Genomic DNA, 23,269 nt, shown 5'->3' with positions numbered 1-23,269 from the left:
TCAGGAGGCGTGATGGGAGGCGGGGGGGGGGGGCGTGGCCATGGTCGAACTCCCTTTCATGGCGAGGACAGCGGGGTGGCGGGGCTGGAACCGCGTACGACCTCGATGCGATGCCGCCGCCGGTGCGCGCGCGCGCCGCTGGAACGTGCGCTGCGGCGCCGCGTTGGCCGCGGCGGGCAGGGCGCTTCTGGTGCCGGCCAGGCCGCCCAGGTCGACGCCGGCGAAGGCCTGGTTCTCCGGGCGCTGCGCCTCCTCGGTCGCCATGCTGTCCAGCCCGCGGCGCAGGGCAGCACCGGGGCTGGCGCCACGAAAAGCGTGTTGTCGGCCACCGCCGTGTCGATCGGGTTGCGCAGGGCGAGGAACAGCTTGCCGCCCTGCGCGCCGAGCAGCAGGCGTCCGATCATCTCCACCGGCACCGCCAGCACCGCCGTCCTTGCCGGCGTCGCGGTCTGGCCCGCAGCGCCGCTGCTGCCCGGTCCCACGATGGACGCGGCGCGGCTGCCCGGTTCCGGCGGCTTCGCGTCTTCCTGCGCCGGCGTGGCGACGGTGGGCGTGGCCGACAGCATGTCGCGGTCGCCGTAGCCGAGTACGCGCAGGCGCGACAGCAGCAGGCGCGCCTGCGTGCCGCCCTGGCGGGAACCGCCGGCGTCGGCCACCCCGGGCAGGCTCATGAACACATCCACGTGGTCGCCCGGCGACACCCGGTTGCCGGCGCTGGCCAGTTCGTCCACCGGCACCGCCACCGCCCGTTCGCCGGGATTCAGCGCCAGGGCGCGATGCCGCGCGACACCCCGCTGCGCGGCACCGGCTGCCCGGCGGCGACGTCCTGCAGCAGGACGCCGCCGGTGGCCTCGCCGACGTAGACGAAGGTGCCGGAGGGGCGTTCGGCCTGCGTGGCGACGGCCAGGTCGTTGGCCGACAGCGGCATGCCGGCGGTCAGCGGCCGCGCGGCCACGACCACGTCGTAGCGCGGGGCGGGATCGGCCGCCGGCGAAGCGACCTGCACGGCATGCGACGAACGCCGCCCGATGCCGATGGCGATGACCGCCAGCAGCAAGGCCATCGCCAGGAGCAGTACCGCGGTGATTCGAATGGCCTTGGGCATGGTGGTCCCCTTGCAGGCGTATGGATTCAGTTGCCGCCGGTATCCAGTTGCACGATGGCGCTGCTGCGCATGCGCTCGCCCAGCACCCAGCCCAGCAGCCGGCCGGTCCCGGGAACGAAGGGATGCCGGTCGTAGTCGTAGGAAACGCTGACCTGCATGCAGCGGGTCGTGCCGTCGCTGGCGCAGGGATAGGCGCCGGACACGACGATGGGCGCGGCCGCCGCCGCCGGGCAGCCGGCCGTCTCGCCGGAGAAATTGAGCAGCCACTGCATCGAACGGGCCGAGGCCTGGCAGGCGCTGCTGCGACGCGCCGGTACATCGCCGTAGCGCAGGGCGGCGCGGGCGCCTTCGCTGGCGGCCAGGGTCAGCGATTGCTGCGCGGCGAAGACCATTACCCCCGTGAAGGTGATCAGCAGCAGCGGCAATATTCCCAGCATCAGCAGCAGGGCATATTCGATATTGACCACGCCGCGCTGTCTTTTTATATTGATCCGGTGGTGTATTCGTTTATCCATGTGAAACCCCGGTGAAAACAATCAGCAGGGTCGCGATGCCGAGATAGGCCGCATAAGGAATGCCTTTGCGTCCTTCGCGCGACGCTTTCATTCTGTTGAACAGATCGATTCCATTCACGAATATATATGCGCGCAGCGCCGGTGGAGACCGGCTGATGAAACCCAGGGTGACGCCGCTTTTCGCCGCCATCCCTGCCGCCGCGTGCACGCCCGCGAGCAGGCTGGCGATTATCCAGAGCGGAACAAGCGCGTCGCCGCCCAGCAGCAGGCCGAGCACGGAGAACAGTTTCACGTCCCCGGCGCCCATCCATCCGATCAGGTGGAAGGGAAGCAGCAGGACCAGGCCGAGCAGCAGGCCCGCCATCGCGTCGGGCATGTCGGTGGAGAACCCCGGCAACATCAGCATCGCCACGCTCCCGGCCACCGCTGCCGCCAGCAACGCGCGGTTGGGAACGCGCCGGGCGTACAGGTCGGTGCAGACGACCTGCAGGCCCAGAATCACCGCGATGGCTGCCGACAGCGGGGGCATGGCCGCTTGTCCGTCAAGCGAATGCGGCGGTGACGGCTGCCGTCAGCTGGGCGAACAGCGCCGTGAAAAAATCGCGTAGCGCGGGACCGGCGACGACCACCAGCGCGCCCGCGACGACGGCGGCGAGCAGGCCGTACTCCAGTGCGGTGACACCGTCTTCCTCTGCGAAAAACCTGCGGATCTTGGCGTTCATGATGCTCTCCATGAAAGCCCGGGCCGGCAACGCGCCGGAGTACACCGGGCGAACGCGGGTGGCGACACCCGCGGGGATTGTCACGGGCATGCGGCCTGGCCGAGGGAGAGGTGCTGATGCGGAGCCGCCGGATAATCGCCCGGCGGTAATCCCCATTGTTTCCCCCTGTGGCATGGCAGGCATGCCCGGGAAGGATCATTCCAATTCGAACCGGGCGCGCATACACATATTCGGCAAGATATTGCGGATGTGCATAAGTGTGATGGATTTCTCTATTTGAGTGGGCGGCGTACACATGGTCATCCCGTTCCGCCGGTTATGTATTGCCGGCGGAACGGGAAATACCGGGATGCGGGGTTTCCATCCGGTTTCCGGCCCGCAGTGGAAAGGGGGGGTGCGCCCGGGGGCGTCGGCCGCATCCGAAGGTCAGGCTTACGACGGGAAAACCCGTCCGGGCATGGGCGTTCACATGGATGCGATGATCTGTGATCGGCATTTGAGGTCGTTCGACCTGTCCACGCTGGGGAGCGTCCTCCGCGTCTGCCATGTCGAACTGGTTTTGTTGGACGGCCAGCCACCGATGGCGTCGGTGACGTCGTTCGTCCACGACCAGGCACTGCTGTGCACGCTGGAGATCGCCGCGCGCACGCGCGGGCGTTTCCTGCTGCCGGTCGACTGGTGCCTGCTCGGCTGGATGGAAACGGTGGATCCGGAGACCAGCTGGTGCCACGGCGTACCGCTGTCCCCGGGCGGAATCATTTCAGTGATGCCCGAAGGCGTCACCGAGTTCGCGCTGGGAGCGAACAGCCGGGTGACCTTCGTACTGGTGCCGCTGCGGCGCTTCCAGGAGCGCGCGGCCAGCCGCCGCCTGGGCAGCCTGGATGCCGGCGGCGTCGATGTTCCCCTGGTCAGCGGTCGCGAACTGCCGCCGCTGCAGGACTATTACCAGGGCCTGCAGCAGCGCATCCGCCGCGGCGAGGTCACCGCCAACGAGATCGACGCGCTGCTCGACGCGCATGCCGGCGAGCTGTTCGCCAACGGCCCGGTGGAGCGCCGCGTCTGCAGCCGCAACCGCCGCGTGCGTTACCTGATCCTGCGCCGAGCCGAGGACCTGATGCGCGCCAACATCCGCCGGCACATCTACATGCAGGAACTGTGCGATGCGGCGGGCGTGAGCGAGCGCGCGCTGCGTTACGCCTTCGAGGAACTGGTGGGCATATCGCCGGTGCGCTACCTGTCGATGCTGCGGTTGTGCGAGGCCTGCCGCACCCTTTCCTCCGCTGATGCCGGGCGCAAGTCGGTCAAGTCGATCGCGCTGAGCTGCGGCCTGTGGGACCTGTCGCGGTTCGCCGACAATTACCGGCGGGTATTCGGCGAGCTGCCGAGCGAAACCCTGATGCGCGGCACCTTCTCCGACCCCTGAGGGCCGCGTCCGCGGCGTATTTGCCGATTCCGTGCATGGGTTTGCCGGGAGTGCGCACAGGTTTGCCGGATAGCCATAGCGATGTGCCGGATACAGGCAAAGGCGGCCGCGCGTTCCTGATGTAGTGCGATCCAAGCGATGACGTCCCCCATCGGGGCGGGACGCTCGCATTGCACGGGGACACGTCATGAATCGCATCTACAGACTGGTATGGAACCACGCCCTGAATGCCTTCGTCGTGGGGTCGGAGCTGGCAAGCGCAGGCGGAAAGCGCGGTGCCGCCCGGCGCCTGCATGCCGGGCAGGCCGGCGCGCTGCTGGGCATGGGCGGCATGCTGATGCTGGCGATGGCGCCACCGGCGCAGGCCGGCGACGCGCGCCTGGACGACCTGCAGGCGCTGGTCGCCAAGTACACCGCGCAGGAAACTTCCGCACCGGCCGTTCTTCCCTCCCATCCGTCCCTCAGCGCCACGGCGGCGGTATCCCTCGGCGCTTCCGTGCGGATCGGCGGCAGCCACAACAGCCCAGCCGCCGCCGGTGATTGCGCGCGCCGCAGGCGCGGTGGCCGCGCCGGTCGCGGCCGTGACCACGACCGCCTCGCGGTTGCCGCGGGTGGCCGAAGCGACGGCCGCCAAGGCAGCGGTGACGCGGCCGTTGGTGCATGCGCTCACCGGCACGACGAAAGCGGTGGCGACGCTGCCGGGGATCGCCGGCAAGCTGCCGCAGGCGCTGACGCTCAAGGAGGACGCAACGGCAGGTGCCGTGGGCACGGTGACCCGCACGGGTCTGCAGGTACTGGGCAACGTGCTTTCGCCGGGCGGAAAGGAGGACGGCGATGGCGGCAACCCGCTGCGCGATACGCTGGTTTCGACCGTGAGCGCGGTGGAGGAGCTGACCGGTGGCCTGATCAAGGGCAGTGGTGCGGGTGGACTGGTCGATGGTGTGGTCGACGGTGCCGCGCCGGTCCTCGATGGCGTCGGCGACAGGACCGGCACCCTGGTTGGCCAGCTCACCGGATCGGCGGTGCTGGGCGATGGCCTGTCGCAGACCGTCACCACCGTGACGCAGGGCGTGCAGGCGACGACCGGCGCACTGGGCAAGGGCGAGGTGAGTGGCACCGTGCAGGCGCTGCTGGGCACCGTCGGCGGCACGGTGTCGGCGGCGACGGGCACCGTCACCGGCACGCTGTCGGGCCTCACCGGCTCCGCATCGGGCCTGGGCGGCCTGCAGCAGGTGATCGACGGCATCACCGGCGGATTGACCGGTAGCGTGTCCAACGTGGTCGGCCAGTTGACCGGGCAGCCGGCCGCCAACGCCGGTGCCGGCGCGCTGGCCGTCGCGCGGCCCAGCGGTCTGGTGGTCGGCAACGGCGGGCTGGTCGGCACGGTGGACCAGTTGGCCGGCCCCTCGGTCTCGACCCTGTTCGGCGGCGACGGCTACCTGCGCAATGGCGGCCTGGCGATGAGCAACGCCAACATCGCGCAGGCGTACGCGGTGACCACGGTGGCGGGCGTGCCGGTGGTCAACCTCAGTCCGGTCGGACAGGTGCTGGACGGACTGGGCGGCCTGGCCACCGGCGGCAATTCGCACATGACGCTGATCGGCGGCGTCACCTCGGACAACTACATCTACAACATCAACAACGGCAAGCCCAACGGCCTGCTGGGCCTGCTGCTGCCGGACAGCGCGCCGGCGTGGGCCGATACCTGCGCCGATCCGCTGGGGCTGGGCCTGGTCACGGTCGAATGCTGGGGCGTCAACGCGGCGCAGGACTACCAGGTCCTGATCGGCGACGGCGCCTACGCCAACGGTTCCAAGGAGGTGGTGATCGGCACCAACGCCCAGCATCGCCTGGCGCAGCAGGACGCGGACGTGGTCTTCCCCGGCGCCGGCGGCACCGGCCCCAGCGGCGTGCCCACGGCCGACTACGACGCGCGGCTGGGTCATTCGGTGGTGATCGGCGACAGCGCCTCGGGCACGGCCAACGGCCAGACCCTGCTCGGCGCGGGCGCCACCTCGGACAAGGCCAACAGCGTGGCGCTGGGCTACAAGTCCAATGCCGACCGTGGCGGCAGGAACGGCTACGCGGCCTTCGGCCTGTCCGCGCCGCAGAACTCGATCGGCGAGGTGGCGGTGGGTTCGGCCGGGCGCGAGCGGCAGATCACCCATGTCGCCGCCGGCCAGGAGATGACCGACGCGGTGAACGTGGCGCAGCTCAAGGGCGCGTTGTCGCTGATCGCCGGCGTGAGCCAGTCGGCGGTGACCTATGACGACGACGCGCAGGGCAACCCCGACTATGGGCGGGTGACGCTGGGGGGCGGCAACGCGCCGCAGGGCACGGTGGTGGGCAATCTCGCCGCCGGCGCGGTGGCGGCCGGGAGCATGCAGGCGATCAACGGCGGGCAGTTGTACGGGTTCGGCAATTCGCTGGCGGCGCTGATCGGCGGCGGCGCGACGCTGGGCGCCAACGGCGCGCTGTCCATGCCGTCCTACGCGCTGAACGCCATCGGCGCCAACGGCCAGTTGTCGCTGAACCAGTACGCGGGCATCGGCGCGGCGTTCGGCTCGATCAGCGACTCGCTGGCGCACCTGCGCGGCCTGCTGGTCACCCCGACGCCCACCAATGGCGGAGGCGGCACCGGCAATGCCTATTTCGCGGTGAAGTCGACCAAGGCCGCGGCATCGGCCACCGGCCAGGACAGCATGGCCGCCGGCCCGCAATCCATGGCCTCCGGCGCGCAGTCCGTCGCCTTGGGCGACGGCGCCACGGCCACGGCCGACGGCAGCGTCGCGCTGGGCGCCGGCTCGGTCGCCGACCGCGCCAATTCGGTGTCGGTGGGCAGCGCCGGGCACGAACGCCAGATCACCCACGTGGCCGACGCCACGCAGGCCAGCGACGCGGTCAACCTGCGCCAGCTGCAGGCCTCGCAGCAGGGCACGCTGCGCTACGACCAGAACGGCGATGGCAGCACCAACTACGGCAGCGTGACCCTCGGCCAGGCGGGCAGGGCGGTGGCGGTGCACAACGTCGCCGCCGGGGTGGCCGACACCGACGCGGTGAACGTGGCGCAACTCAACAAGGGGCTGGGGGACGTGATGGACTGGTCGAAGAACTACACCGATCAACGCTTCGGCGACATCGGCCGCGACATCAACCGGGTCGACAACCGCGCCTCGGCCGGCATCGCCTCGGCCATGGCGATGGCCGGGCTGCCGCAGCCCACCGAAGCGGGCCGGCGCATGGCCGCGTTCTCGGCCAGCACTTTCCATGGCGAATCCAGCATGGCGGTGGGCATCTCCGGCGTCACCGACGGCGGGCGCTGGATCTACAAGCTGAGCGGTTCGGCCAATACGCGCGGCGACGGCGGCGTCACCGTGGGCGCCGGTTTCCAGTGGTGAACCGGCGGCGCGCACCGGCCGGGCCGGTGCCGCCGCGCACATGAATGATCAACGCATCGGGGGGCATGGACATGAAGTGGACGACGATGGCGATGGCGGCGCTGCTGGCCGGTTGCGGCGGCGCGCAGGTGCGCGGGGATTTCCCCGACCCGGCGCGCGCGTATCCGGCCGGCGGGACCTACGTGAGCCTGGAAGGACTGCGCCAGTACGCGCCGGGCATGAACAAGCAGCAGTTGCACGCGCTGCTCGGCACGCCGCATTTCGGCGAAGGCCTGTGGGGCGTGCGCGAATGGAACTACCTGTTCAACTTCCGCCGGTCGGTGGGCGCGCCGCCGGTGCAGTGCCAGTTCCAGATCCATTTCGATGGCAAGGGCGTGGCCGTGGGCCAGTCGTGGAGACCGGCCACCTGCGCGGCGCTGCTGGAACCGGCGCCGGTCGCGGCCGCGCCGCCGCCGCCACCGGCCGCCGCGCCGCGGCACCGCTGCGCATCTCCGCCGATGCGCTGTTCGCTTTCGACAGCGCGGACCTGTCCGAAGCGGGCAGAGCGCGGCTGGACGAGGTGGTCGCCCGCCTGGGCGCGCGCGCCGGCACGGCGCAGCTGACCGTGGTCGGGTTCACCGACCAGATCGGCAGCGATGCCTACAACCTGCGGCTGTCCCGGCGCCGCGCCGACGCGGTGCGCGATTACCTGGTGGCGCGCGGCATTCCCGCCGGCTCGGTGCGCGCGGAAGGACGCGGCAGCGCGCAGCCGCTGGTCGACTGCGGCCAGGCGCCGCGCGCCGAACGCGTGCGCTGCCTGGCGCCCAATCGCCGCGTGGAGATCGCCGGAGCCGGCGGTTGAGCCGTCCGCGCGCCGCGCAGGCGTGCGCGCCGGCGGCGCAACCCTCACAATCGCCGCCGTTGGCTGGCGCCTGCGCGCGCCGGCGTCGAAGGGATCGGATGCGGATGGTGTGGAAACAGATGCTGCGCTGGGCGGGTCCGGCGTCGGTGGTGGTGTGGCTGGTGGCGCTGGCGGTGTTCGGCGCGCGCCTGCCGTTCTACGACCAGATGCGCCACCCGGTTTCGCTGCTGGGCGCGACCGGTCTCCCCGGCGCGGGCGCGTTCAACGCCGTGGGCTTCGTGGTGCCGGGCCTGTTGGCGGCGCTGGCCGCGCTCGGCCTGCTGCTGCGCATGCCCGCCGCCGCCTCGCGGCCGCTGCGCGTGGCCGGGCAGATGCTGCTGCTGGCCGGGCTGGCCTTCGCGGCGATGGGCGTTTTCCCCGCTGGACGTGGACGACATCGAGAACCGCGCCAGCCAGGCGCATGCCAGCGTCTGGCTGCTGTGGCTGGTGGCGTTCTGCGCCGGCGCGGCGATGCTGCGCGTGGGCGCCGCGCGCGATGCGGCATGGCGCCCGGTCGCCACCCTTGCCGTGGCCTGCGCGGTGTGGATGCTGTGCAGCGCCTTCGTGTTCGGCAGCGTCATGCCGGTGGCGATGGCGCAGCGGCTGGCCTTCCTGGGCTGGGCGCTGTGGCTGGCGCTGCTGGCGCGGATGGCGCCGCGCTGAGCAGGGCGGCGCGCTCCCGCCAAGGGAAGCGCGCGTAGCCGTCACTGCTTGTAGATCACCCCGTCCTTCATCACGAAGCGCACGTCCATCACCGCGTGGATGTCCTCCAGCGGGTCGGCGGCCAGGGCGATCACGTCGGCGCGCTTGCCCGCTTCCAGCACGCCCTGGTCGTCCACGCCCAGCACCTGCGCGGCGTGCACGGTGGCGGCCTGCAGCGCGTACGCGGCGGGGATGCCGGCTTCGACCATGTAGATGAACTCGCGCGCGTTGTCGCCATGCGGGCCTACGCCCTGGTCGGTGCCGAAGGCGATCTTGACCCCGTTGCGGTAGGCCCTGGCCGCTGTCTGGCTGATCAGCGCGCCGATGCGCGCCGCCTTTGGCCGCACCACCTCGGGGAAATACCCGTCGATGGCCGCCTTCCCGGTGACGAAGCGCCCGGCGTAGAAGGTGGGGATGTACCAGGTGCCGTGCTGCTTCATCAGCCGCATGACCTCCTCGTCCATGTAGGTGCCGTGCTCGATGCTGGTGACGCCGCCGAGCACCGCGCGTTTCATGCCCTCGGTGCCGTGGGCGTGGGCGGCCACGCGGAAGCCGTAGTCGTGCGCGGTATCGACGATGGCCTTGATCTCGTCCACGGTGAACTGCGGCGCGTCGCCGGAGCGCGCGTAGCTGAGCACGCCGCCGGTGGCGGTGATCTTGATGACGTCGCTGCCGTCCTTGTAGCGCTGGCGCACCGCCTGGCGCGCGTCGTCCACCGAGTTGACCACGCCCTCGGTGGGGCCGGGCGGGCCGATCAGGTGCGAGAGCTGGTCGTTCCAGCCGTTGGTCGGGTCGGCATGGCCGCCGGTGGTGGCGATGGACTTGCCGGCGGCGAAGATGCGCGGCCCCTTCAGCAGCCCCTGGTTGATCGCGTCACGCAGGTGCGGGCTGACCTCGCCGCCGAGGTCGCGCACGCTGGTGAAGCCGGCCATCAGCGTCTTCTCGGCGTAGCCCACCGCGCGGAAGGCATAGTCCACCGGGTCCAGGCGGAAGCCTTCGGAATAGCTCTGCGGGCTGGACTGGCTGCCCAGGTGCACGTGCAGGTCGGTCCAGCCGGGCAGGCAGACCTTGTCGCGCAGATCAACCACGCGCGCGCCGCCGGTTCCGGCATCGGCGCCGGCCAGCACCTGCTGGATGCGGCCGTCGGCCACCAGCAGCGTGTGCGGTCCCTTGAGCTGGCCGCTGCGCGCATCGAACAGGCGGCCGCACTGCACGGCGACGGGTTCGGCCCAGGCCGGCGCGCAGGCCAGCAGCAGGAGACAGGCGAGGTGACGGCGGCGGATCGGCATCGGCGGTGTTCCCCCAGGGATGGAAGCGGCAGCATAGCGGGCCGGCGCGGGAAACCGGCGCGGCCTCCAGGGACGCCGAGGGTGGTGCAGGGCGGGGGCGCGCAAGCGATTGATATTGAAGGAAACCGCTTTTTCCGGCGGGCGCCGCCGTGGGCCGGATTGGAGCACTCTGGTGCACTGCGGTACGCTGTCCCGCTTTGCCGCCGCCCCAACGCGTTCATGTCCAGCGTCGAAACGCCCATCTACGATCCCCAGCAGGTCGAAACCGCTGCCCAGAAGTACTGGGAAACCACCCGCGCCTTCGAGGTCGACGAAACCTCGGACAAGCCCAAGTACTACTGCCTGTCGATGCTGCCGTACCCGTCCGGCGCGCTGCACATGGGCCACGTGCGCAACTACACCATCGGCGACGTCATCAGCCGCTACAAGCGCATGACCGGCCACAACGTGCTGCAGCCGATGGGCTGGGACGCGTTCGGCCTGCCGGCGGAGAACGCCGCGATCAAGAACAGGACCGCGCCGGCCAAGTGGACCTACGCCAACATCGACCACATGCGCAGCCAGCTCAAGTCGCTGGGCTATGCGATCGACTGGTCGCGCGAGTTCGCCACCTGCACGCCGGACTACTACGTGCACGAGCAGCGCATGTTCACCCGGCTGATGCGCAAGGGCCTGGCCTACCGCCGCAACTCGGTGGTGAACTGGGACCCGGTCGACAATACCGTGCTGGCCAACGAGCAGGTCATCGACGGCCGCGGCTGGCGCTCCGGCGCGCTGGTGGAGAAGCGCGAGATCCCGCAGTGGTTCCTGCGCATCACCGATTACGCCCAGGAGCTGCTGGACGGCCTGGACGAACTGCCGGGCTGGCCGGATTCGGTCAAGACCATGCAGCGCAACTGGATCGGCCGTTCCGAAGGCCTGGAGATCCAGTTCGACGTGCGCGACGTCGACGGCGCCGCGCTGGACCCGCTGCGCGTGTTCACCACCCGTCCGGACACGGTGATGGGCGTGAGCTTCGTTTCCATCGCCGGCGAACACCCGCTGGCGCTGCACGCGGCCAAGAGCAACCCGGCGCTGGCCGCGATGCTGGCCGAGCTGAAGCAGGGCGGCGTGTCCGAGGCCGAGCTGGAAACCCAGGAAAAGCGCGGCATGGACACCGGCCTGAAGGCCATCCATCCGGTCAGCGGCGAGCAGGTGCCGATCTGGGTCGCCAACTTCGTGCTGATGGGCTACGGCACCGGCGCGGTGATGGCCGTTCCGGGCCACGACCAGCGCGATTTCGAGTTCGCCACCAAGTACAACCTGCCCAAGAAGCAGGTCATCGCGCTGAAGCACCCGAAGAACGACGACGAGCGTACCTACGATCCGGCCCGCTGGCAGGACTGGTACGGCGACAAGACCCGCGAAACCGAACTGGTCAATTCCGCCGAGTTCGACGGCCTGGACTTCCAGGGCGCCTTCGAGGCGCTGGCCGAGCGTTTCGAGCGCAAGGCCCAGGGCCAGCGCCGCGTCAATTACCGCCTGCGCGACTGGGGCGTGAGCCGCCAGCGCTACTGGGGCTGTCCGATCCCGGTGATCTACTGCGACGCCTGCGGCGCGGTGCCGGTGCCGGAAGACCAGTTGCCGGTGGTGCTGCCCGAGAACGTCACCCTCAACGGCACCGGTTCGCCGCTCAAGGCCGACCTGGAATGGCGCAGGACCACCTGCCCGGAATGCGGCGGCGCGGCCGAGCGCGAGACCGACACCTTCGACACCTTCATGGAGTCGAGCTGGTACTACGCCCGCTACACCTCGCCGGGCGCGCGCGAAGCCGTGGACAAGCGCGGCAACTACTGGCTGCCGGTGGACCAGTACATCGGTGGCATCGAGCACGCCATCCTGCACCTGATGTACTTCCGCTTCTTCCACAAGCTGCTGCGCGACGCGCGCATGGTGGAGAGCAACGAGCCGGCGCAGAACCTGCTGTGCCAGGGCATGGTCATCGCCGAGACCTTCTACCGCCAGAACGGCGACGGTTCCAAGGACTGGTTCAACCCGGCCGACGTGGACGTGGTGCGCGACGAGCGCGGCCGCATCACCGGCGCCACCCTGCGCGGCGACGGCCAGCCGGTGGTGATCGGCGGCACCGAGAAGATGTCCAAGTCCAAGAACAACGGCGTCGACCCGCAGGCGATGGTGGCCAAGTACGGCGCCGACACCGTGCGCCTGTTCTCGATGTTCGCCGCGCCGCCGGAACAGTCGCTGGAGTGGAACGAGGCCGGCGTGGACGGCATGGCCCGCTTCCTGCGCCGCCTGTGGGCGATGGTGCAGAAGCACGTCGCCGACGGCAGCGCGCCGGAGTTGGACGTCGCGGCGCTGAACGCCGAGCAGAAGGCGATCCGCCGCAAGACCCACGAGACCATCGGCAAGGTCGGCGACGACTATGGCCGCCGCCACGCCTTCAATACCGCCATCGCCGCGGTGATGGAGCTGCTCAACGTGCTGGCCAAGTTCGACGATGCCAGCGCGCAGGGCCGCGCGGTGCGCCAGGAGGCCCTGCAGGCCACCGTGCTGCTGCTGAACCCGATCACCCCGCACGCCTGCCACGCGATGTGGCAACTGCTGGGCAACGCCGAGACGCTGCTCGAAGACCAGCCGTTCCCGCAGGTGGACGCCGCGGCGCTGGTCAAGGACGCGCTGACCCTGGCGGTGCAGGTCAACGGCAAGCTGCGCGGCACCATCGACGTCGCCGCCGACGCCAGCCGCGAGCTGATCGAGGCCGCCGCCAAGGAAGAGCCCAACGCGGCCAAGTTCCTGGAAGGCCTGGCCGTGCGCAAGGTCATCATCGTCCCGGGCAAGATCGTCAACATCGTGGCGGGTTGATCCGCCTGCGGCGGATCAACCCCCAAAGTTCCGCCTGCGGAACTTTGGGCCCCGCGCCTTGAGCTTCCATCCCCCCATCCGCGCTTGCGCGCGGATCGCCCCCCAACTTGGGGGGCATGGAGGTGGCGACCAGCTTTTCCGCAAATGCTTACCCGGCCGCATGAGCGACTGCTCCAGCTCTGTCTTGTCTCACGCATGGTGTCCGCTCCAGAACAGATAGGCTGACGATGCGGTTTCATCCCCGCTCACACCCGATGGGCGATGATGCGGGCCGTTTTCTGTTGCCGCTCCTGGCCGGCTCCGCCAGACTGTGCCCATGACCCGATACCTGACCGCCCTCGTCCTTGCCGTGAGCCTGACTGGTTGCGGCTTCCACCTGCGCAACAGGCTCACCCTGCCGGACGACACGCCGGCGGTGAAGGTCGAATCCACGGTGCGCTACAGCGAGCTGGTCAAGCTGCTGGGACGCGGGCTGCATGCCTCCGGCGCGGTCGTGGTCGGCGAGGACGAGCCCGGCAAGGGCGCGGCGCGGCTGCAGGTCCGTTCCGAGCGCTGGGGCGACCTGCCGATCGCCATCGACGCGCAGGGCCGCACGCAGGAATACAGCATGCGCTACGCGGTCGTGTTCGCCTTCCAGCGTCCGGACGGCAGCGTGCTGGTGCCGGAGCAGGTGATCGAGCTGTCTCGCGACTACGTGTCCGAGCCGACCGACGCCACCGGCACCACGACCGAGCGCGAGATCCTGGCCGACGAACTGCGCCGCGAGATGTCGGCGTCGATCCTGCGCCGCATCGACAGCGTGGTGCGCGCGCAGATGGAGAAGGAACGCAGCGCCGTGCCGGCGGCCGGCAAGGACGACTGAGGCATGCCGACGATGGCGGTCCCGGCGCGCGGGCGCTGAGCGATGGAACTGCGTCCCGAACAGCTCGCCACCCAGGCCGGCGCACAGCCGCTGGCGCCTGTCTACCTGATCGCCGGCCCGGAACTGCTGCGCGTGCTGGAAGCGGCCGACGCGGTGCGCGCCAGGGCGCGCGCCGAAGGCATCGGCGAGCGCGAGGTGTTCGACGCCGACGGGCGCGATTTCGATTGGGGCCAGCTGGCGTCCAGCTTCAACGCGCCGAGCCTGTTCAGCGCGCGCCGGCTGGTCGAGCTGCGCCTGCCCAGCGGCAAGCCGGGCAAGGAGGGCGCCGAGGTCATCAGCGAGTTCTGCGCGCGGCCGCCGGCCGACGTGGTGCTGCTGATCACCGCCGGCGAATGGAGCAAATCCCACCACGGCAAATGGGCCGACGCGGTGGCGCGCATCGGCGTGCTGTCGGTGGCCTGGGCGATCAAGCCGCATGAGCTGGGCGACTGGATCGAACGCCGCCTGCGCGCCCGGGGACTGCGCGCCGAGCCGGCCGCGGTGCAGCGCCTGAGCGAGCGCGTGGAGGGCAACCTGCTGGCCGCCGCGCAGGAAATCGACAAGCTCGCGCTGCTGGCCGAGGGCCAGACCCTGGACGTGGCGAAAATGGAGGCGCTGGTCGCCGACGCCGCGCGCTACGACGTGTTCCGGCTGGTCGAGGCAGCGTTCTCCGGGCAACCGCCGGCGGTCATCCGCATGCTCGCCGGGCTGCGCGCCGAGGGCGAGGCGGTGGCCGCGCTGACCCCGATCCTGATCCGCGAACTGCTGCTCACCGCCGGGCTGGCGCGGGTGCAGGCCAACGGTGGCAACCTCGCCGGCGAGATGAAGGCGCGCGGCATCTGGGAATCGCGGCAGGCGCCGTTCAAGCGCGCGCTGCAGCGGCACCCGGCGCCGCAGCGCTGGGAACGCTTCGTGGCCGAGGCCGGGCAGGTCGACCGCATGGCCAAGGGCCGCGCCGAGGGCGATCCGTGGCTGGCGCTGGAACGCCTGCTGCTGGCCGTGGCCGAAGCGCAGGCGGTGCGCCTGCTGGCGCGCGGAGCGCGCTGACCGTGATCCCCGCACCGGGGCCACGTGGAAACCGGCCCGATTCCGACCTGCTGCTGATCTACGGCGGCACCTTCGATCCGGTCCACAACGGCCACCTGGCCATCGCCCGCTGCGCGCGCGACGAGCTGCATGCGCCGGTGCGGCTGATGCCGGCCGCCGATCCGCCGCACCGCCCGCCGCCGGGCGCCGACGCGCGGCAGCGCACGCGCATGCTGGAACTGGCGGTCGCCGGCGAGGACGGTATGCAGGTCGATACCCGCGAACTGCGGCGCGCCGCCCGCCAGCCCGGCGTGCCGTCGTGGACCGTCGATACCCTGCGCGAGATCCGCGGCGAAACCGGCGCGGGAACGCCGGTGGCGCTGCTGATGGGCGCCGACAGCCTGCTGGGCCTGCCGACCTGGCATGAATGGGAACACCTGCTCGACCTGGCGCATATCGTCGTCGCCGAACGCCCCGGCAATGCGCTGGACGGGCAGTTGCCCGGGGGGCTGGCCGCGCGGCTGCGCGATGCCTGGGCCGACGCTCCCACGTGCCTGCACGGGCAGCCGGCCGGCCGGGTCTGGCGCCTGCGCCAGCCGCTGCAGGCCGAATCGGCTACCGCCGTGCGCGGCCTGATCGCCGCCGGCGGCCACTGGCGCGGTCTGGTGCCGGCCGCGGTCGCCGACTACATCGCCGCCCATCGCCTGTACGGCAGCGCCGCGGCGTGAATGCCGGGCGGGGCCGGGTTCTCTATAATCGCCCCTTCATTCATCGAGTTCCGCCGCTTTGACCACCGAAGCCCAAGTCATCAAGACCCAGTTGCCCAATCCGCCGCCGTCCGTTCCCGCCCTGCTGGCCTCCGTGCACGCGGCGCTGGAAGAGCTCAAGGCCAAGGACGCCGTGGAGATCGACGTCCGCGGCAAGTCCAGCGTGGCGGATTACCTGGTCATCGCTTCGGGCACCTCGACCCGCCACGTCAAATCCATCGGCGACGAAGTGGTGCGCTTCGCCAAGGACCTGGGCGTGATGCCGCTGGGCGTGGAAGGCGAGCGCGAGGCCGAGTGGGTGCTGGTGGACCTGGGTGACGTGATCGTGCACGTGATGCTGCCGCGCGTGCGCGAGTTCTACGCGCTCGAGCGCCTGTGGACGGTGGGCGACCAGCCGCCGTCCGCCGACGGGGAAGAGCAGGAAGCGGGCTGATCCGCCCGTTGCCTGCCTTCGCGACGGCGCCGCAGGGCGCCGTCTTCGTTTTCGACGCCATGCCGGGAGCCGCGCCATGAAAGCCAGACTGATCGCCACCGGGGAACGCGCGCCATCTTGGGTGGCGCAGGGCTTCGCCGAGTACCAGAAGCGCCTGTCGCACTGGCTGCCGCTGGAACTGGTGGAGATCGAGCCGGGCCTGCGCGGCAAGGGCCGCGACCCGAAGCGCGCCATCGAGGACGAAGGCAGGCGCGTGCTGGCGGCGCTGCCGAAGAATCCGTACGTGGTGGCGCTGGACGTGCCCGGCCGCCAGCTCAGCTCCGAGCAGCTCGCCCAGCGCCTGGAACACTGGCGCGCGCAGGGCCGCGACCTCGCGTTCCTGATCGGCGGCCCGGAAGGGCATTCGCCCGAGGTGTCGGCGATCGCCGACGAGAAATGGTCGATCGGCCCGCTGACCCTGCCGCACATGCTGGTGCGGCTGGTGGTCGCCGAGCAGCTGTACCGTGCCGCCGCGATGCTCGCCAACCACCCCTACCATCGCGCCTGACATGCGTATAGAATGCGCGTCCCCGCCCGAATAGCTCAGCCGGTTAGAGCACTTGACTGTTAATCAGGGGGTCGTTGGTTCGAGTCCAACTTCGGGCGCCAGATTCGAAGGCCTGCATCGTGAGATGCAGGCCTTTTTTGTTGCCCGGGGAAAGTGCCGCGGTTCCATCAATCCCGGCGGCCGCGCTTCGGCGCCGCGCGGTGGGCCCCGGTCTCGTTGGCGGTGGCATCCGGCGCGATCACGCGCGTGCTTAGGGAAGCCGCCTTCGCTACCGCATGCCTGGCGGGCGGCGGCTGCGCGTCGTCGTGGATGCCTCCGCGCATGTCCATGCCGTCGGGCGCTGTCGGCTCCGTACCGGCGGCGGGGCACTACCGCTCCCATCGTCCGGCGACCGTTCGGTCGTTCTCCGGACCGCACGTCATATATCGCTCGGTCCGATGCGGCGGCTTGCCTACGCTGGCGCCATCCATTCGGGGAGAAGGCGCATGAAAGTATTTGCAATGCTGGCGTTGATGGCGGCCTTGGCCGCGGCGGATACGGCGGCTGCCGCGGAAGCCGACGAGACGGGGGCGGCGGCCCGCGCGCTGGCGCGCGAAGCGGCAAGCTTCTTCAAGGACGGGCCGCCGGGTGGCGTCGTGCTGGTGACGCGCGGGGACACGGTGCTGCTGCGGCAGGCCTACGGATTGGCCGATGTCGAGAACGGCGTCGCCATGCGCCCCGAGGCGGCGCTCCGCCTGGCGTCGGTCAGCAAGCAGTTCACCGCCATGGCGGTGCTGATGCTGGTGCGGGCCGGAAAGCTGGACCTCGCGGCGACGCTGGATTCGCTGGATCCGGCGCTTGCCGGGCCGATGGCCAAGGTGACGGTGCGGCAACTGCTCACGCACACCTCCGGCATCAGGAACATCAGCAGCATTCCCGCCTCGCGCGCCGCGCGCAGGAACGAGGCGGACGCGCCCGGCCTGATGGGCTATTTCAAGGATCTGCCGCTGGAGTTCGCTCCCGGTACGCGGTTCCGCTACAGCAATTCCAACTACATCGTGCTGACCCATCTGATCCAACGCGTGTCCGGGGTGTCCTATGCGGCTTATCTGCAGGAGGCGATCTTCGCGCCGCTGGGCATGCGCCAGACCCGCTACGACGATCACCTGGCCGTCATTCCCGGCCGCGCCCATGGCTATCGCCGCTCGAAGGGCGAACTGCAGAATGCCGATTTCATCAGCATGTCGCAGCCGCAGGGGGCCGGCGGCCTGATCAGCACGGTGGACGACCTGGCGATCTGGCACCGCGCCCTGCGCGATGGCGTGCTGGTGCCCGCGCCGCTGTTGGCCGAGGCCATGGGCCGGACGCGCCTGGCCGACGGCACGTGGTCCCCCTACGGTTTCGGCTGGATCATCGGACAGGTCCAGGGCATGGCCGATGTCGAACATGGCGGTTTCATCAACGGCTTCAACAGCTACGTCGTGCGGTTGAAGTCGCCGGATGTCTTCGCGACCGTGTTGACCAACGCGGAGTTCCTCGATCCCACCCAGTTGACCGTGAAGCTCGCGGCCATCGCGGCGGGCAGGCCCTATGCGGCCGCGGTGCCGCCCGGCGCGGCGGATGCCGCCTGGTCGGGCCGTTATGTACTGGCGAAGGACGACGTGCGCATCCTGTCCAAGGTCGACGGTGCGATGCAGCTGCTGCGGGAAGGCGATGGCGAGGTGCCGGTATCGGTCACGCCGGCCGCCGATGGCCGCTACTACCTGGATGGCGGCACGGATTACCTGACGTTCTCCAGCGCAGGCGACGGTCGCGCGATGATGACGCTGCACGACCGGTTGATGGGGGAGAGCCACGGATACCGGGAACCCGCCGCGGCCGTCGCCCCGGCTACAGGCTCAGCGCGTCCCTGAAGCGCACGCCCTGGCGGCGGGAGACTTCGATCTCGAACCCGCCGCGCAGGGTGAGCATCAGTCCGCCATTGCTCCACGGCGCGACCTGCTCGACATGATCGAGGTTGACGATGTGCTGGCGGTTGGCGCGGAAGAACCGCTCCGGCGGCAGCTGCGCCTCGATGGCGCCCAGCGGGCGGTAAAGCAGGGGCGACTGGTTCTGGAAATGGACGCGGCTGTAGTTGCCCACCGCTTCGATGAGGCGGACGTCGCGCGGTTTCACCAAGAAGCAGTGGTCGCCGTCCTTGATGAAGAGCGGGCTGTCCATGGCGCGGCGGGCCGGCGTGGCCGACAGCACGCCGGCCAGCTTGCCCATCGTCTGCGCCAGCCGCTGCGGCTCGATCGGCTTGAGCAGGTAGTCCACCGTGTTGTAGGCGAACGCCTTCAGCGCATGGGCATCGAAGGCCGTGGTGAAGACGATGCGCGGCACGCGCGTCAGGCGTTCCAGCACGTCGAAGGCGTTGCCGCCCGGCAGATCGATGTCCAGGAACACCAGGTCGGGGGCACTGGATTCGATCAAGGCGATGGCGGCCTCGACATCGCCGGCATGGCCGACCACCGTCACCCCGGGATGGTTCCGGAGCTGGTGTTCCAGCTCGAAGCGCGCCAGCTCCGAATCCTCGACGATCACCGCTTCCATCATGCCGTGCTCCCGATCCATGCCCTGGCCACCACGAAGCCGTCCTGTTCTCCCAGATGGAAGCCGGCCCGGTTTCCGAACGACAGCTGCAGCCTCTGCCTGAGATTGTCCAGCCCGGTTCCCGTGGTCCCGTCCGCGGCCCGCAGGCAGCCGGTGTTGCGCACCTGGACGTGCAGCGCGTCGTCCCGCGGCGCGATGTCCACTTCCAGTTCGCCGCCCGCGCTGCTTGGACCGAGGCCATGCTTGAGGGCGTTCTCGACCAGCAGCTGCACGCAGAAGCGCGGGATGCGCATCTGCAGCGCCCGCGCGTCGACCCGTTCGCCGTAGCGCAGGCGGGGGCCGAGCTGCAGGCCTGCCAGGCTCAGATAGTCGCGGACCACCGCCATTTCCTCTTCAACGGTCACCAGCGCCTCCGTGCCGCCGGTGAACTGGTAGCGCAGCGTATTGGCGAAACGGCCGATCTGCTCGCGCGCCAGTTCGGGGTCCTTGAGGATCAGGGCGCGGATGTTGTTGAGCGTGTTGAAGGTGAAATGCGGGCCGACGTGGCTGAGCAGCCGCTGCAGTTCCGCTTCCCTGAGCGCCAGCCGCAGGTCGTTCTGATGGCGCGCGGCCTCCGCCAGCCGGGTCTGCCGGCTGATGGCCAGGTACAGCAGGCTCCATGCGAAGAACGCGCAGGCCAGCAGTGGCGCGCGCGAGATCATCGGCTGCGCGGCCTGCAGTGCGGCCAGGCTGGGCGACAGGTCCGCCAGCAGGAACAGCGCGGCGTGGAAGAGCACGTCGACGGCCACCGCGGCCAGCAGGCTGGCCACCAGCACGATGCCGAGCCAGCGCAGTTCGCCATAGCCATCGGCGTGCCATTTCCTGTAGAGCCAGCGGAGTCCGAGACTGGCCACCAGGCCGCCGGCGCTGACCGCGCCGACCGCGAGGAACTGCAGGGTTTCCGCAACAGCCTCCTCGCTGGGCCTGGCGATGTAGGCGATGAGCAGGAAAAAGGACCAACCCACTGCCTGCAGCAGCCAGAACCTGGGCGTCACGGGAACGGTTCCGTGTATGTGAGGGCGGTACTCTACCTGATCGTCCCGCACCTCGGTTCCGGCAACGCGCGCCCGATGCCATGCCTTGTCGCTCGGCGTTCCGTGTGCGTTCCTGCGACAGGTGCAGTGCCCGAGCCGCCGCGGTGCGGCGGTCCGCGTGTCCGTGCACGGGGGTCTTCGTGCCGGGCCGGCGAAACAGAAGCCCGGGACATGCCCGGGCTTCCGCGCCGACGCGATCGGCGGGTGGATCAGTTGAAGGTGTACTTGGCGCCGACGGTGAAGTAGCGGCCGATGGCGCCGCTGTAGTGCAGCGGGTTGTAGTTGACCGCGCCGTAGGTGGCCGGGTCGAGCGGTGCGATGCGGTCGAACACGTTCTGCACCGAGGCGCTCAGCTCCAGCGCGTCGGTGACGTTCCAGCGCCCGGACAGGTCGAAGGTGGTGAAGGAGGAGATCTTCTCCACCGGCGTGCCGTCGGCGTAGAACGACAGGTAGTCGCCGCCGCGCTCGTCCTTGTTGTCCATCCTGCCGATGTAGTTGACGATGCCGCTGAGCGACCAGGCATCGCGGCTCCAGGTCGCGCCGAAGTTGGCCCGGTCCTTGGGCGTGCCGATGCAGTTGGTCACGTCGCAGTTGCCGTGGGTGCCGGCGTACTCGTGGGTGATGCCGCCGTCGGTGCGCTCGAACTTGCGGGTGTGGCTCCACTGCGCGTCCAGGCGCAGGTCGCCGGCATTGCCCAGCGGGATGTCCTGGCGCACGTCCACGTCGACGCCTTCCACCGTCGACTGGCTGGCGTTCACGTAGGAGGTGTTCACCGCCAGGATCGAGCCGGTGCCGGGCACGCCGTTGAGCAGGTTGGAATCGCGCAGCACGTTGCCGGTGGCGATGGCGGCGTCGGTGTCGCCCTGGGCGATCTCGTCGCTGCGCTTGATGCGCCACGCGTCGACCGTGATCGAGGTGGTGCGGGTCGGCTGCAGCACGATGCCCAGCGAGTAGCTCTTGGACTCCTCCGGCTTCAGGTCGGGATTGGGCTTGGTGATGATCGCCACCGGCTGCAGGCCGCAGTCGGCCTGGGTCGCGCCTGGCGCCGGCACGCCGTCGGGGCAGCGCACCGGGTCGTTGGCGCGCGAGAACGCGGCCAGGCCGCCGACGCCGTTCTCGGCCGGGTTGGGCGCGCGGAAGCCCTCGGCGTAGGTGCCGCGCAGGGCGATCCATTCCGCCGGCGTCCACTTGAAGCCGACCTTCGGCTTGACCGCGCCGTCGCCGCTTTCGTACTTGTCGTAGCGGACCGCGGCGTTGAGTTCCAGCTGCTCCAGCACCGGCGCGGACAGTTCGGCGTAGGCGGCGTATACGTTCTGCGTGCCGTCGTAGGCCGAGTAGCCCAGGCCGATGATGTCGCCCTGGTCGGTATAGGTCTGCGGGGTCAGCGAGTTGCTGGTCTTGCGCCACTCGGTGCCCAGCGCCAGGCCCAGCGGCCCGCCCGCCAGGTCGGCCAGCGAACGCGACACCTTGAAGTCGAACATGTCCAGCTCGCTCTTGGCGCGCGCGCTGATGGTCGGGGAAATGTAGTCGTACAGGCTCTGCGGGTTGTTCTCCGCGCCCTGGCCGATGTTCCACATGCCGCCGGGGCAGGACGGCCCGGACAGGGCGCACTGCACCGCGCTGTAGCGCAGGAATCCGGTGCGCTCGTTCAGCAGGCTGGTGCTCGAATGCAGGTAGGCGGTGTCGTAGTCCCAGTCGCCCCACCTGCCCTTGACCCCGGCCAGGAAGCGGATGAACTCGTTGGTGTTGTCGGTCACGCGCGGGCCGACGTCGAAAGCCGAATAGCGCACGCGCACCGGTACGCCGTAGGGGTTGTCCGGGTGGTCGGCGCCCAGCATGATCGCGCCCGGTCCGCTGTTGGCGTTGACCGGTCCGCCGGGGTAGCCCCAGCTGCCGGAGATGTTCGACGGCGTGTTGCGGAAGGTGGTGTTCTTCTTCGAATAGCCCATCTCCACGTAGACCTCGGAGCTGTCGCCGAAGGCGAACGTGGCGCGGCCGAACACGTTGGCGTATTTCTCTTCCGGCGCCAGGTCGCGGAAGCGGGTGGCGTCCCACACGCAGCCGCCGCGCGGGTCCTGCGGCGACACCGGCGACAGCGCCGCGCAGCCCGGCAGGCTGGTGATGGTGCTGTCGTCGGGCGAATAGACGCTGCCGGTGGGCGAGGAGCCCTGCCCGGCGGTGCCGTTGAAGGCGCCGGCGAGGAACTGGCTGCCGTCGATGTCGTAACCCCAGGGACGCAGGTCGCCGGTGCCGATCCATTTGCGGCCGCGGCGGTCGGAGGTGCGGATCGCGTCGGTCCTGCCCACGTCCAGGCTGAAGAACGCGTTCCAGCCGTCCTCGGCCAGGCTGCCGGTGCCGGCGGTGAGGGTGGCCTTGCGCTGGTCGCCGTCGCTGTCGCCGGACAGGCCGTAGGAGCCGCGCAGGATGGCGCCGGTGAAGTCCGAGCGCAGGATGATGTTGACCACGCCGGCGATGGCGTCCGAACCGTAGATGGCCGAGGCGCCGTCCTTGAGCACGTCGATGCGCTCGACCGCGTCCAGCGGGATGGTGCTCAGGTCGGTGAACACCTTCTGGCCGTCGTCGGCCAGGCCATAGGTGGCCATGCGCCGGCCGTTCAACAGGATCAGGGTGGAACCGGCGCCGAGGCCGCGCAGCGAGATGCCGGCGCCGCCGCCGGCGAAGCCGTTGCCGAAGGTCTTGGGAATGGAGCCGGCGCCGTCGGCGGTCAGCGTCTGCAGGTACTCGGCGACGTTGTTCTTGCCGGTGCGGTCGATTTCCTGGCGGGTGATGACCTGCACCGGCGAGGGCGTCTCGGTGTCGGTGCGGGGAATGTTGGAGCCGGTGACGGTGACGCGGTCGAGCGTGGTCGGTTTTTCCTGCGGGTCCTGCGCCATGGCCACGGGGGCGGCCAGGACCAGTGCGGCCGGCACCAGCAGCCGCCGCGCAAGGCTGGCGGAAATGGAAGCGCAGAGGCGGGTGGGGCGGCAGGCGGACTGCCGATGGGTCGGATGTTTCACGGTCTTCTCTCCAGGGGAACTGCGGCGAAGAAGCCGCC

The 23,269-nt window shown here is 70.1% G+C and carries 21 protein-coding genes, 1 tRNA gene and 2 pseudogenes; 15 read left to right on the top strand and 9 right to left on the bottom strand.

Features of this window, described 5'->3' with window-relative positions:
- Nucleotides 1–56 precede the first annotated feature (56 nt).
- The 5 genes from ABTV91_RS13830 to ABTV91_RS13810 are packed head-to-tail and all read right to left on the bottom strand — an operon-like array spanning nt 57 to nt 2,342.
- Complete coding sequence (locus tag ABTV91_RS13830) at nt 57–743, bottom strand: RcpC/CpaB family pilus assembly protein (protein ID WP_433851938.1); 687 nt, start codon at nt 741–743, stop codon at nt 57–59.
- Nucleotides 744–760: 17 nt separating this feature from the next.
- Complete coding sequence (locus tag ABTV91_RS13825; protein WP_433851937.1) at nt 761–1,105, bottom strand: SAF domain-containing protein; 345 nt, start codon at nt 1,103–1,105, stop codon at nt 761–763.
- Nucleotides 1,106–1,131: 26 nt separating this feature from the next.
- Nucleotides 1,132–1,596 (bottom strand): pilus assembly protein, encoded by a 465-nt coding sequence (locus ABTV91_RS13820; RefSeq protein ID WP_433854187.1) that lies wholly within the window; start codon nt 1,594–1,596, stop codon nt 1,132–1,134.
- A 16-nt stretch (nt 1,597–1,612) separates the two neighbouring features.
- Complete coding sequence (locus tag ABTV91_RS13815; protein WP_433851936.1) at nt 1,613–2,149, bottom strand: A24 family peptidase; 537 nt, start codon at nt 2,147–2,149, stop codon at nt 1,613–1,615.
- Nucleotides 2,150–2,162: 13 nt separating this feature from the next.
- Nucleotides 2,163–2,342, bottom strand: a complete 180-nt coding sequence (locus ABTV91_RS13810) for a Flp family type IVb pilin (RefSeq protein WP_057505198.1) — start codon at nt 2,340–2,342, stop codon at nt 2,163–2,165.
- A gap of 580 nt (nt 2,343–2,922) precedes the next feature.
- Between ABTV91_RS13810 and ABTV91_RS13805 the strand changes: the two genes are divergently transcribed.
- The 7 genes and pseudogenes from ABTV91_RS13805 (at nt 2,923) to ABTV91_RS13775 (ending at nt 8,706) form a co-directional block, all read left to right on the top strand.
- On the top strand, nt 2,923–3,765 hold the full coding sequence (locus ABTV91_RS13805) for a helix-turn-helix domain-containing protein (protein ID WP_433854186.1): 843 nt from the start codon (nt 2,923–2,925) through the stop codon (nt 3,763–3,765).
- Between the two features lie 187 nt (nt 3,766–3,952).
- Nucleotides 3,953–4,072: pseudogene (locus tag ABTV91_RS13800) on the top strand (ESPR domain-containing protein); the annotation flags it as partial.
- A 274-nt stretch (nt 4,073–4,346) separates the two neighbouring features.
- Nucleotides 4,347–7,163: a YadA-like family protein gene (locus ABTV91_RS13795; RefSeq protein ID WP_433851935.1), complete on the top strand. Its 2,817-nt coding sequence runs from the start codon at nt 4,347–4,349 to the stop codon at nt 7,161–7,163.
- A gap of 71 nt (nt 7,164–7,234) precedes the next feature.
- On the top strand, nt 7,235–7,765 hold the full coding sequence (locus ABTV91_RS13790) for an outer membrane protein assembly factor BamE (protein ID WP_433851934.1): 531 nt from the start codon (nt 7,235–7,237) through the stop codon (nt 7,763–7,765).
- Nucleotides 7,723–8,004, top strand: coding sequence for an OmpA family protein (locus tag ABTV91_RS13785; protein WP_433851933.1), 282 nt, complete (start codon nt 7,723–7,725; stop codon nt 8,002–8,004). Before ABTV91_RS13790 ends, ABTV91_RS13785 begins: the two co-directional genes overlap by 43 nt.
- Before the next feature lie 98 nt (nt 8,005–8,102).
- Nucleotides 8,103–8,375: pseudogene (locus ABTV91_RS13780) on the top strand (DUF998 domain-containing protein); the annotation flags it as partial.
- A 55-nt stretch (nt 8,376–8,430) separates the two neighbouring features.
- Nucleotides 8,431–8,706 (top strand): hypothetical protein, encoded by a 276-nt coding sequence (locus ABTV91_RS13775; RefSeq protein ID WP_433854227.1) that lies wholly within the window; start codon nt 8,431–8,433, stop codon nt 8,704–8,706.
- Between the two features lie 41 nt (nt 8,707–8,747).
- Here the strand turns inward: ABTV91_RS13775 and ABTV91_RS13770 are convergent, their stop codons facing one another.
- Complete coding sequence (locus ABTV91_RS13770) at nt 8,748–10,034, bottom strand: amidohydrolase family protein (RefSeq protein ID WP_433851932.1); 1,287 nt, start codon at nt 10,032–10,034, stop codon at nt 8,748–8,750.
- A 219-nt stretch (nt 10,035–10,253) separates the two neighbouring features.
- Here ABTV91_RS13770 and leuS point away from each other — a divergent pair, with 219 nt between their 5' ends.
- From leuS to ABTV91_RS13730, 8 genes are all read left to right on the top strand, one after another.
- Nucleotides 10,254–12,896, top strand: coding sequence for a leucine--tRNA ligase (gene leuS / locus ABTV91_RS13765; protein WP_433851931.1), 2,643 nt, complete (start codon nt 10,254–10,256; stop codon nt 12,894–12,896).
- A gap of 316 nt (nt 12,897–13,212) precedes the next feature.
- Nucleotides 13,213–13,758, top strand: coding sequence for an LPS assembly lipoprotein LptE (gene lptE / locus ABTV91_RS13760; protein WP_433851930.1), 546 nt, complete (start codon nt 13,213–13,215; stop codon nt 13,756–13,758).
- A 42-nt stretch (nt 13,759–13,800) separates the two neighbouring features.
- Complete coding sequence (gene holA / locus ABTV91_RS13755) at nt 13,801–14,844, top strand: DNA polymerase III subunit delta (protein ID WP_433851929.1); 1,044 nt, start codon at nt 13,801–13,803, stop codon at nt 14,842–14,844.
- 2 nt (nt 14,845–14,846) lie between these two features.
- Nucleotides 14,847–15,551 (top strand): nicotinate-nucleotide adenylyltransferase, encoded by a 705-nt coding sequence (nadD, locus tag ABTV91_RS13750; RefSeq protein ID WP_433851928.1) that lies wholly within the window; start codon nt 14,847–14,849, stop codon nt 15,549–15,551.
- Between the two features lie 58 nt (nt 15,552–15,609).
- On the top strand, nt 15,610–16,023 hold the full coding sequence (gene rsfS / locus ABTV91_RS13745; protein ID WP_433851927.1) for a ribosome silencing factor: 414 nt from the start codon (nt 15,610–15,612) through the stop codon (nt 16,021–16,023).
- A 76-nt stretch (nt 16,024–16,099) separates the two neighbouring features.
- A complete protein-coding gene (rlmH, locus tag ABTV91_RS13740) occupies nt 16,100–16,570 on the top strand; it encodes a 23S rRNA (pseudouridine(1915)-N(3))-methyltransferase RlmH (RefSeq protein WP_273082062.1) in 471 nt (156 codons plus the stop codon).
- 24 nt (nt 16,571–16,594) lie between these two features.
- Nucleotides 16,595–16,671 (top strand) — tRNA-Asn (locus tag ABTV91_RS13735).
- Nucleotides 16,672–17,070: 399 nt separating this feature from the next.
- Nucleotides 17,071–18,462, top strand: a complete 1,392-nt coding sequence (locus tag ABTV91_RS13730) for a serine hydrolase domain-containing protein (protein WP_433851926.1) — start codon at nt 17,071–17,073, stop codon at nt 18,460–18,462.
- On the opposite strand, the gene ABTV91_RS13725 is transcribed toward ABTV91_RS13730, so the two are convergent.
- From ABTV91_RS13725 to ABTV91_RS13715, 3 genes are all read right to left on the bottom strand, one after another.
- Nucleotides 18,440–19,162, bottom strand: a complete 723-nt coding sequence (locus tag ABTV91_RS13725; protein WP_433851925.1) for a LytR/AlgR family response regulator transcription factor — start codon at nt 19,160–19,162, stop codon at nt 18,440–18,442. The two genes, ABTV91_RS13730 and ABTV91_RS13725, sit on opposite strands and share 23 nt — an antisense overlap.
- Nucleotides 19,141–20,175 carry a sensor histidine kinase gene (locus ABTV91_RS13720; protein WP_433851924.1) on the bottom strand — a complete coding sequence of 345 codons (1,035 nt, stop codon included), beginning with the start codon at nt 20,173–20,175 and terminating at the stop codon, nt 19,141–19,143. Before ABTV91_RS13720 ends, ABTV91_RS13725 begins: the two co-directional genes overlap by 22 nt.
- A gap of 248 nt (nt 20,176–20,423) precedes the next feature.
- Entirely contained in the window at nt 20,424–23,231 is a 2,808-nt protein-coding gene (locus ABTV91_RS13715) for a TonB-dependent receptor (RefSeq protein ID WP_433851923.1), read from the bottom strand.
- Nucleotides 23,232–23,269 lie beyond the last annotated feature (38 nt).

The organism is Stenotrophomonas nitritireducens (genome assembly GCF_050984405.1).
Lineage (GTDB): Bacteria > Pseudomonadota > Gammaproteobacteria > Xanthomonadales > Xanthomonadaceae > Stenotrophomonas > Stenotrophomonas nitritireducens_B.
This window is presented reverse-complemented; position numbering and strand designations above follow the sequence as displayed.

Excerpts from the sequence above, each read along its gene's own strand:
- leuS (WP_433851931.1), top strand. The coding sequence starts at position 10,254 with ATGTCCAGCGTCGAAACGCCCATCTACGATCCCCAGCAGGTCGAAACC.
- ABTV91_RS13725 (WP_433851925.1), bottom strand. The coding sequence starts at position 19,162 with ATGGATCGGGAGCACGGCATGATGGAAGCGGTGATCGTCGAGGATTCG.
- ABTV91_RS13770 (WP_433851932.1), bottom strand. The coding sequence starts at position 10,034 with ATGCCGATCCGCCGCCGTCACCTCGCCTGTCTCCTGCTGCTGGCCTGC.
- ABTV91_RS13810 (WP_057505198.1), bottom strand. The coding sequence starts at position 2,342 with ATGAACGCCAAGATCCGCAGGTTTTTCGCAGAGGAAGACGGTGTCACC.
- ABTV91_RS13790 (WP_433851934.1), top strand. The coding sequence starts at position 7,235 with ATGAAGTGGACGACGATGGCGATGGCGGCGCTGCTGGCCGGTTGCGGC.
- ABTV91_RS13730 (WP_433851926.1), top strand. The coding sequence starts at position 17,071 with ATGCTGGCGTTGATGGCGGCCTTGGCCGCGGCGGATACGGCGGCTGCC.
- ABTV91_RS13805 (WP_433854186.1), top strand. The coding sequence starts at position 2,923 with ATGGCGTCGGTGACGTCGTTCGTCCACGACCAGGCACTGCTGTGCACG.
- lptE (WP_433851930.1), top strand. The coding sequence starts at position 13,213 with ATGACCCGATACCTGACCGCCCTCGTCCTTGCCGTGAGCCTGACTGGT.
- holA (WP_433851929.1), top strand. The coding sequence starts at position 13,801 with ATGGAACTGCGTCCCGAACAGCTCGCCACCCAGGCCGGCGCACAGCCG.
- ABTV91_RS13815 (WP_433851936.1), bottom strand. The coding sequence starts at position 2,149 with ATGCCCCCGCTGTCGGCAGCCATCGCGGTGATTCTGGGCCTGCAGGTC.
- rlmH (WP_273082062.1), top strand. The coding sequence starts at position 16,100 with ATGAAAGCCAGACTGATCGCCACCGGGGAACGCGCGCCATCTTGGGTG.
- ABTV91_RS13825 (WP_433851937.1), bottom strand. The coding sequence starts at position 1,105 with ATGCCCAAGGCCATTCGAATCACCGCGGTACTGCTCCTGGCGATGGCC.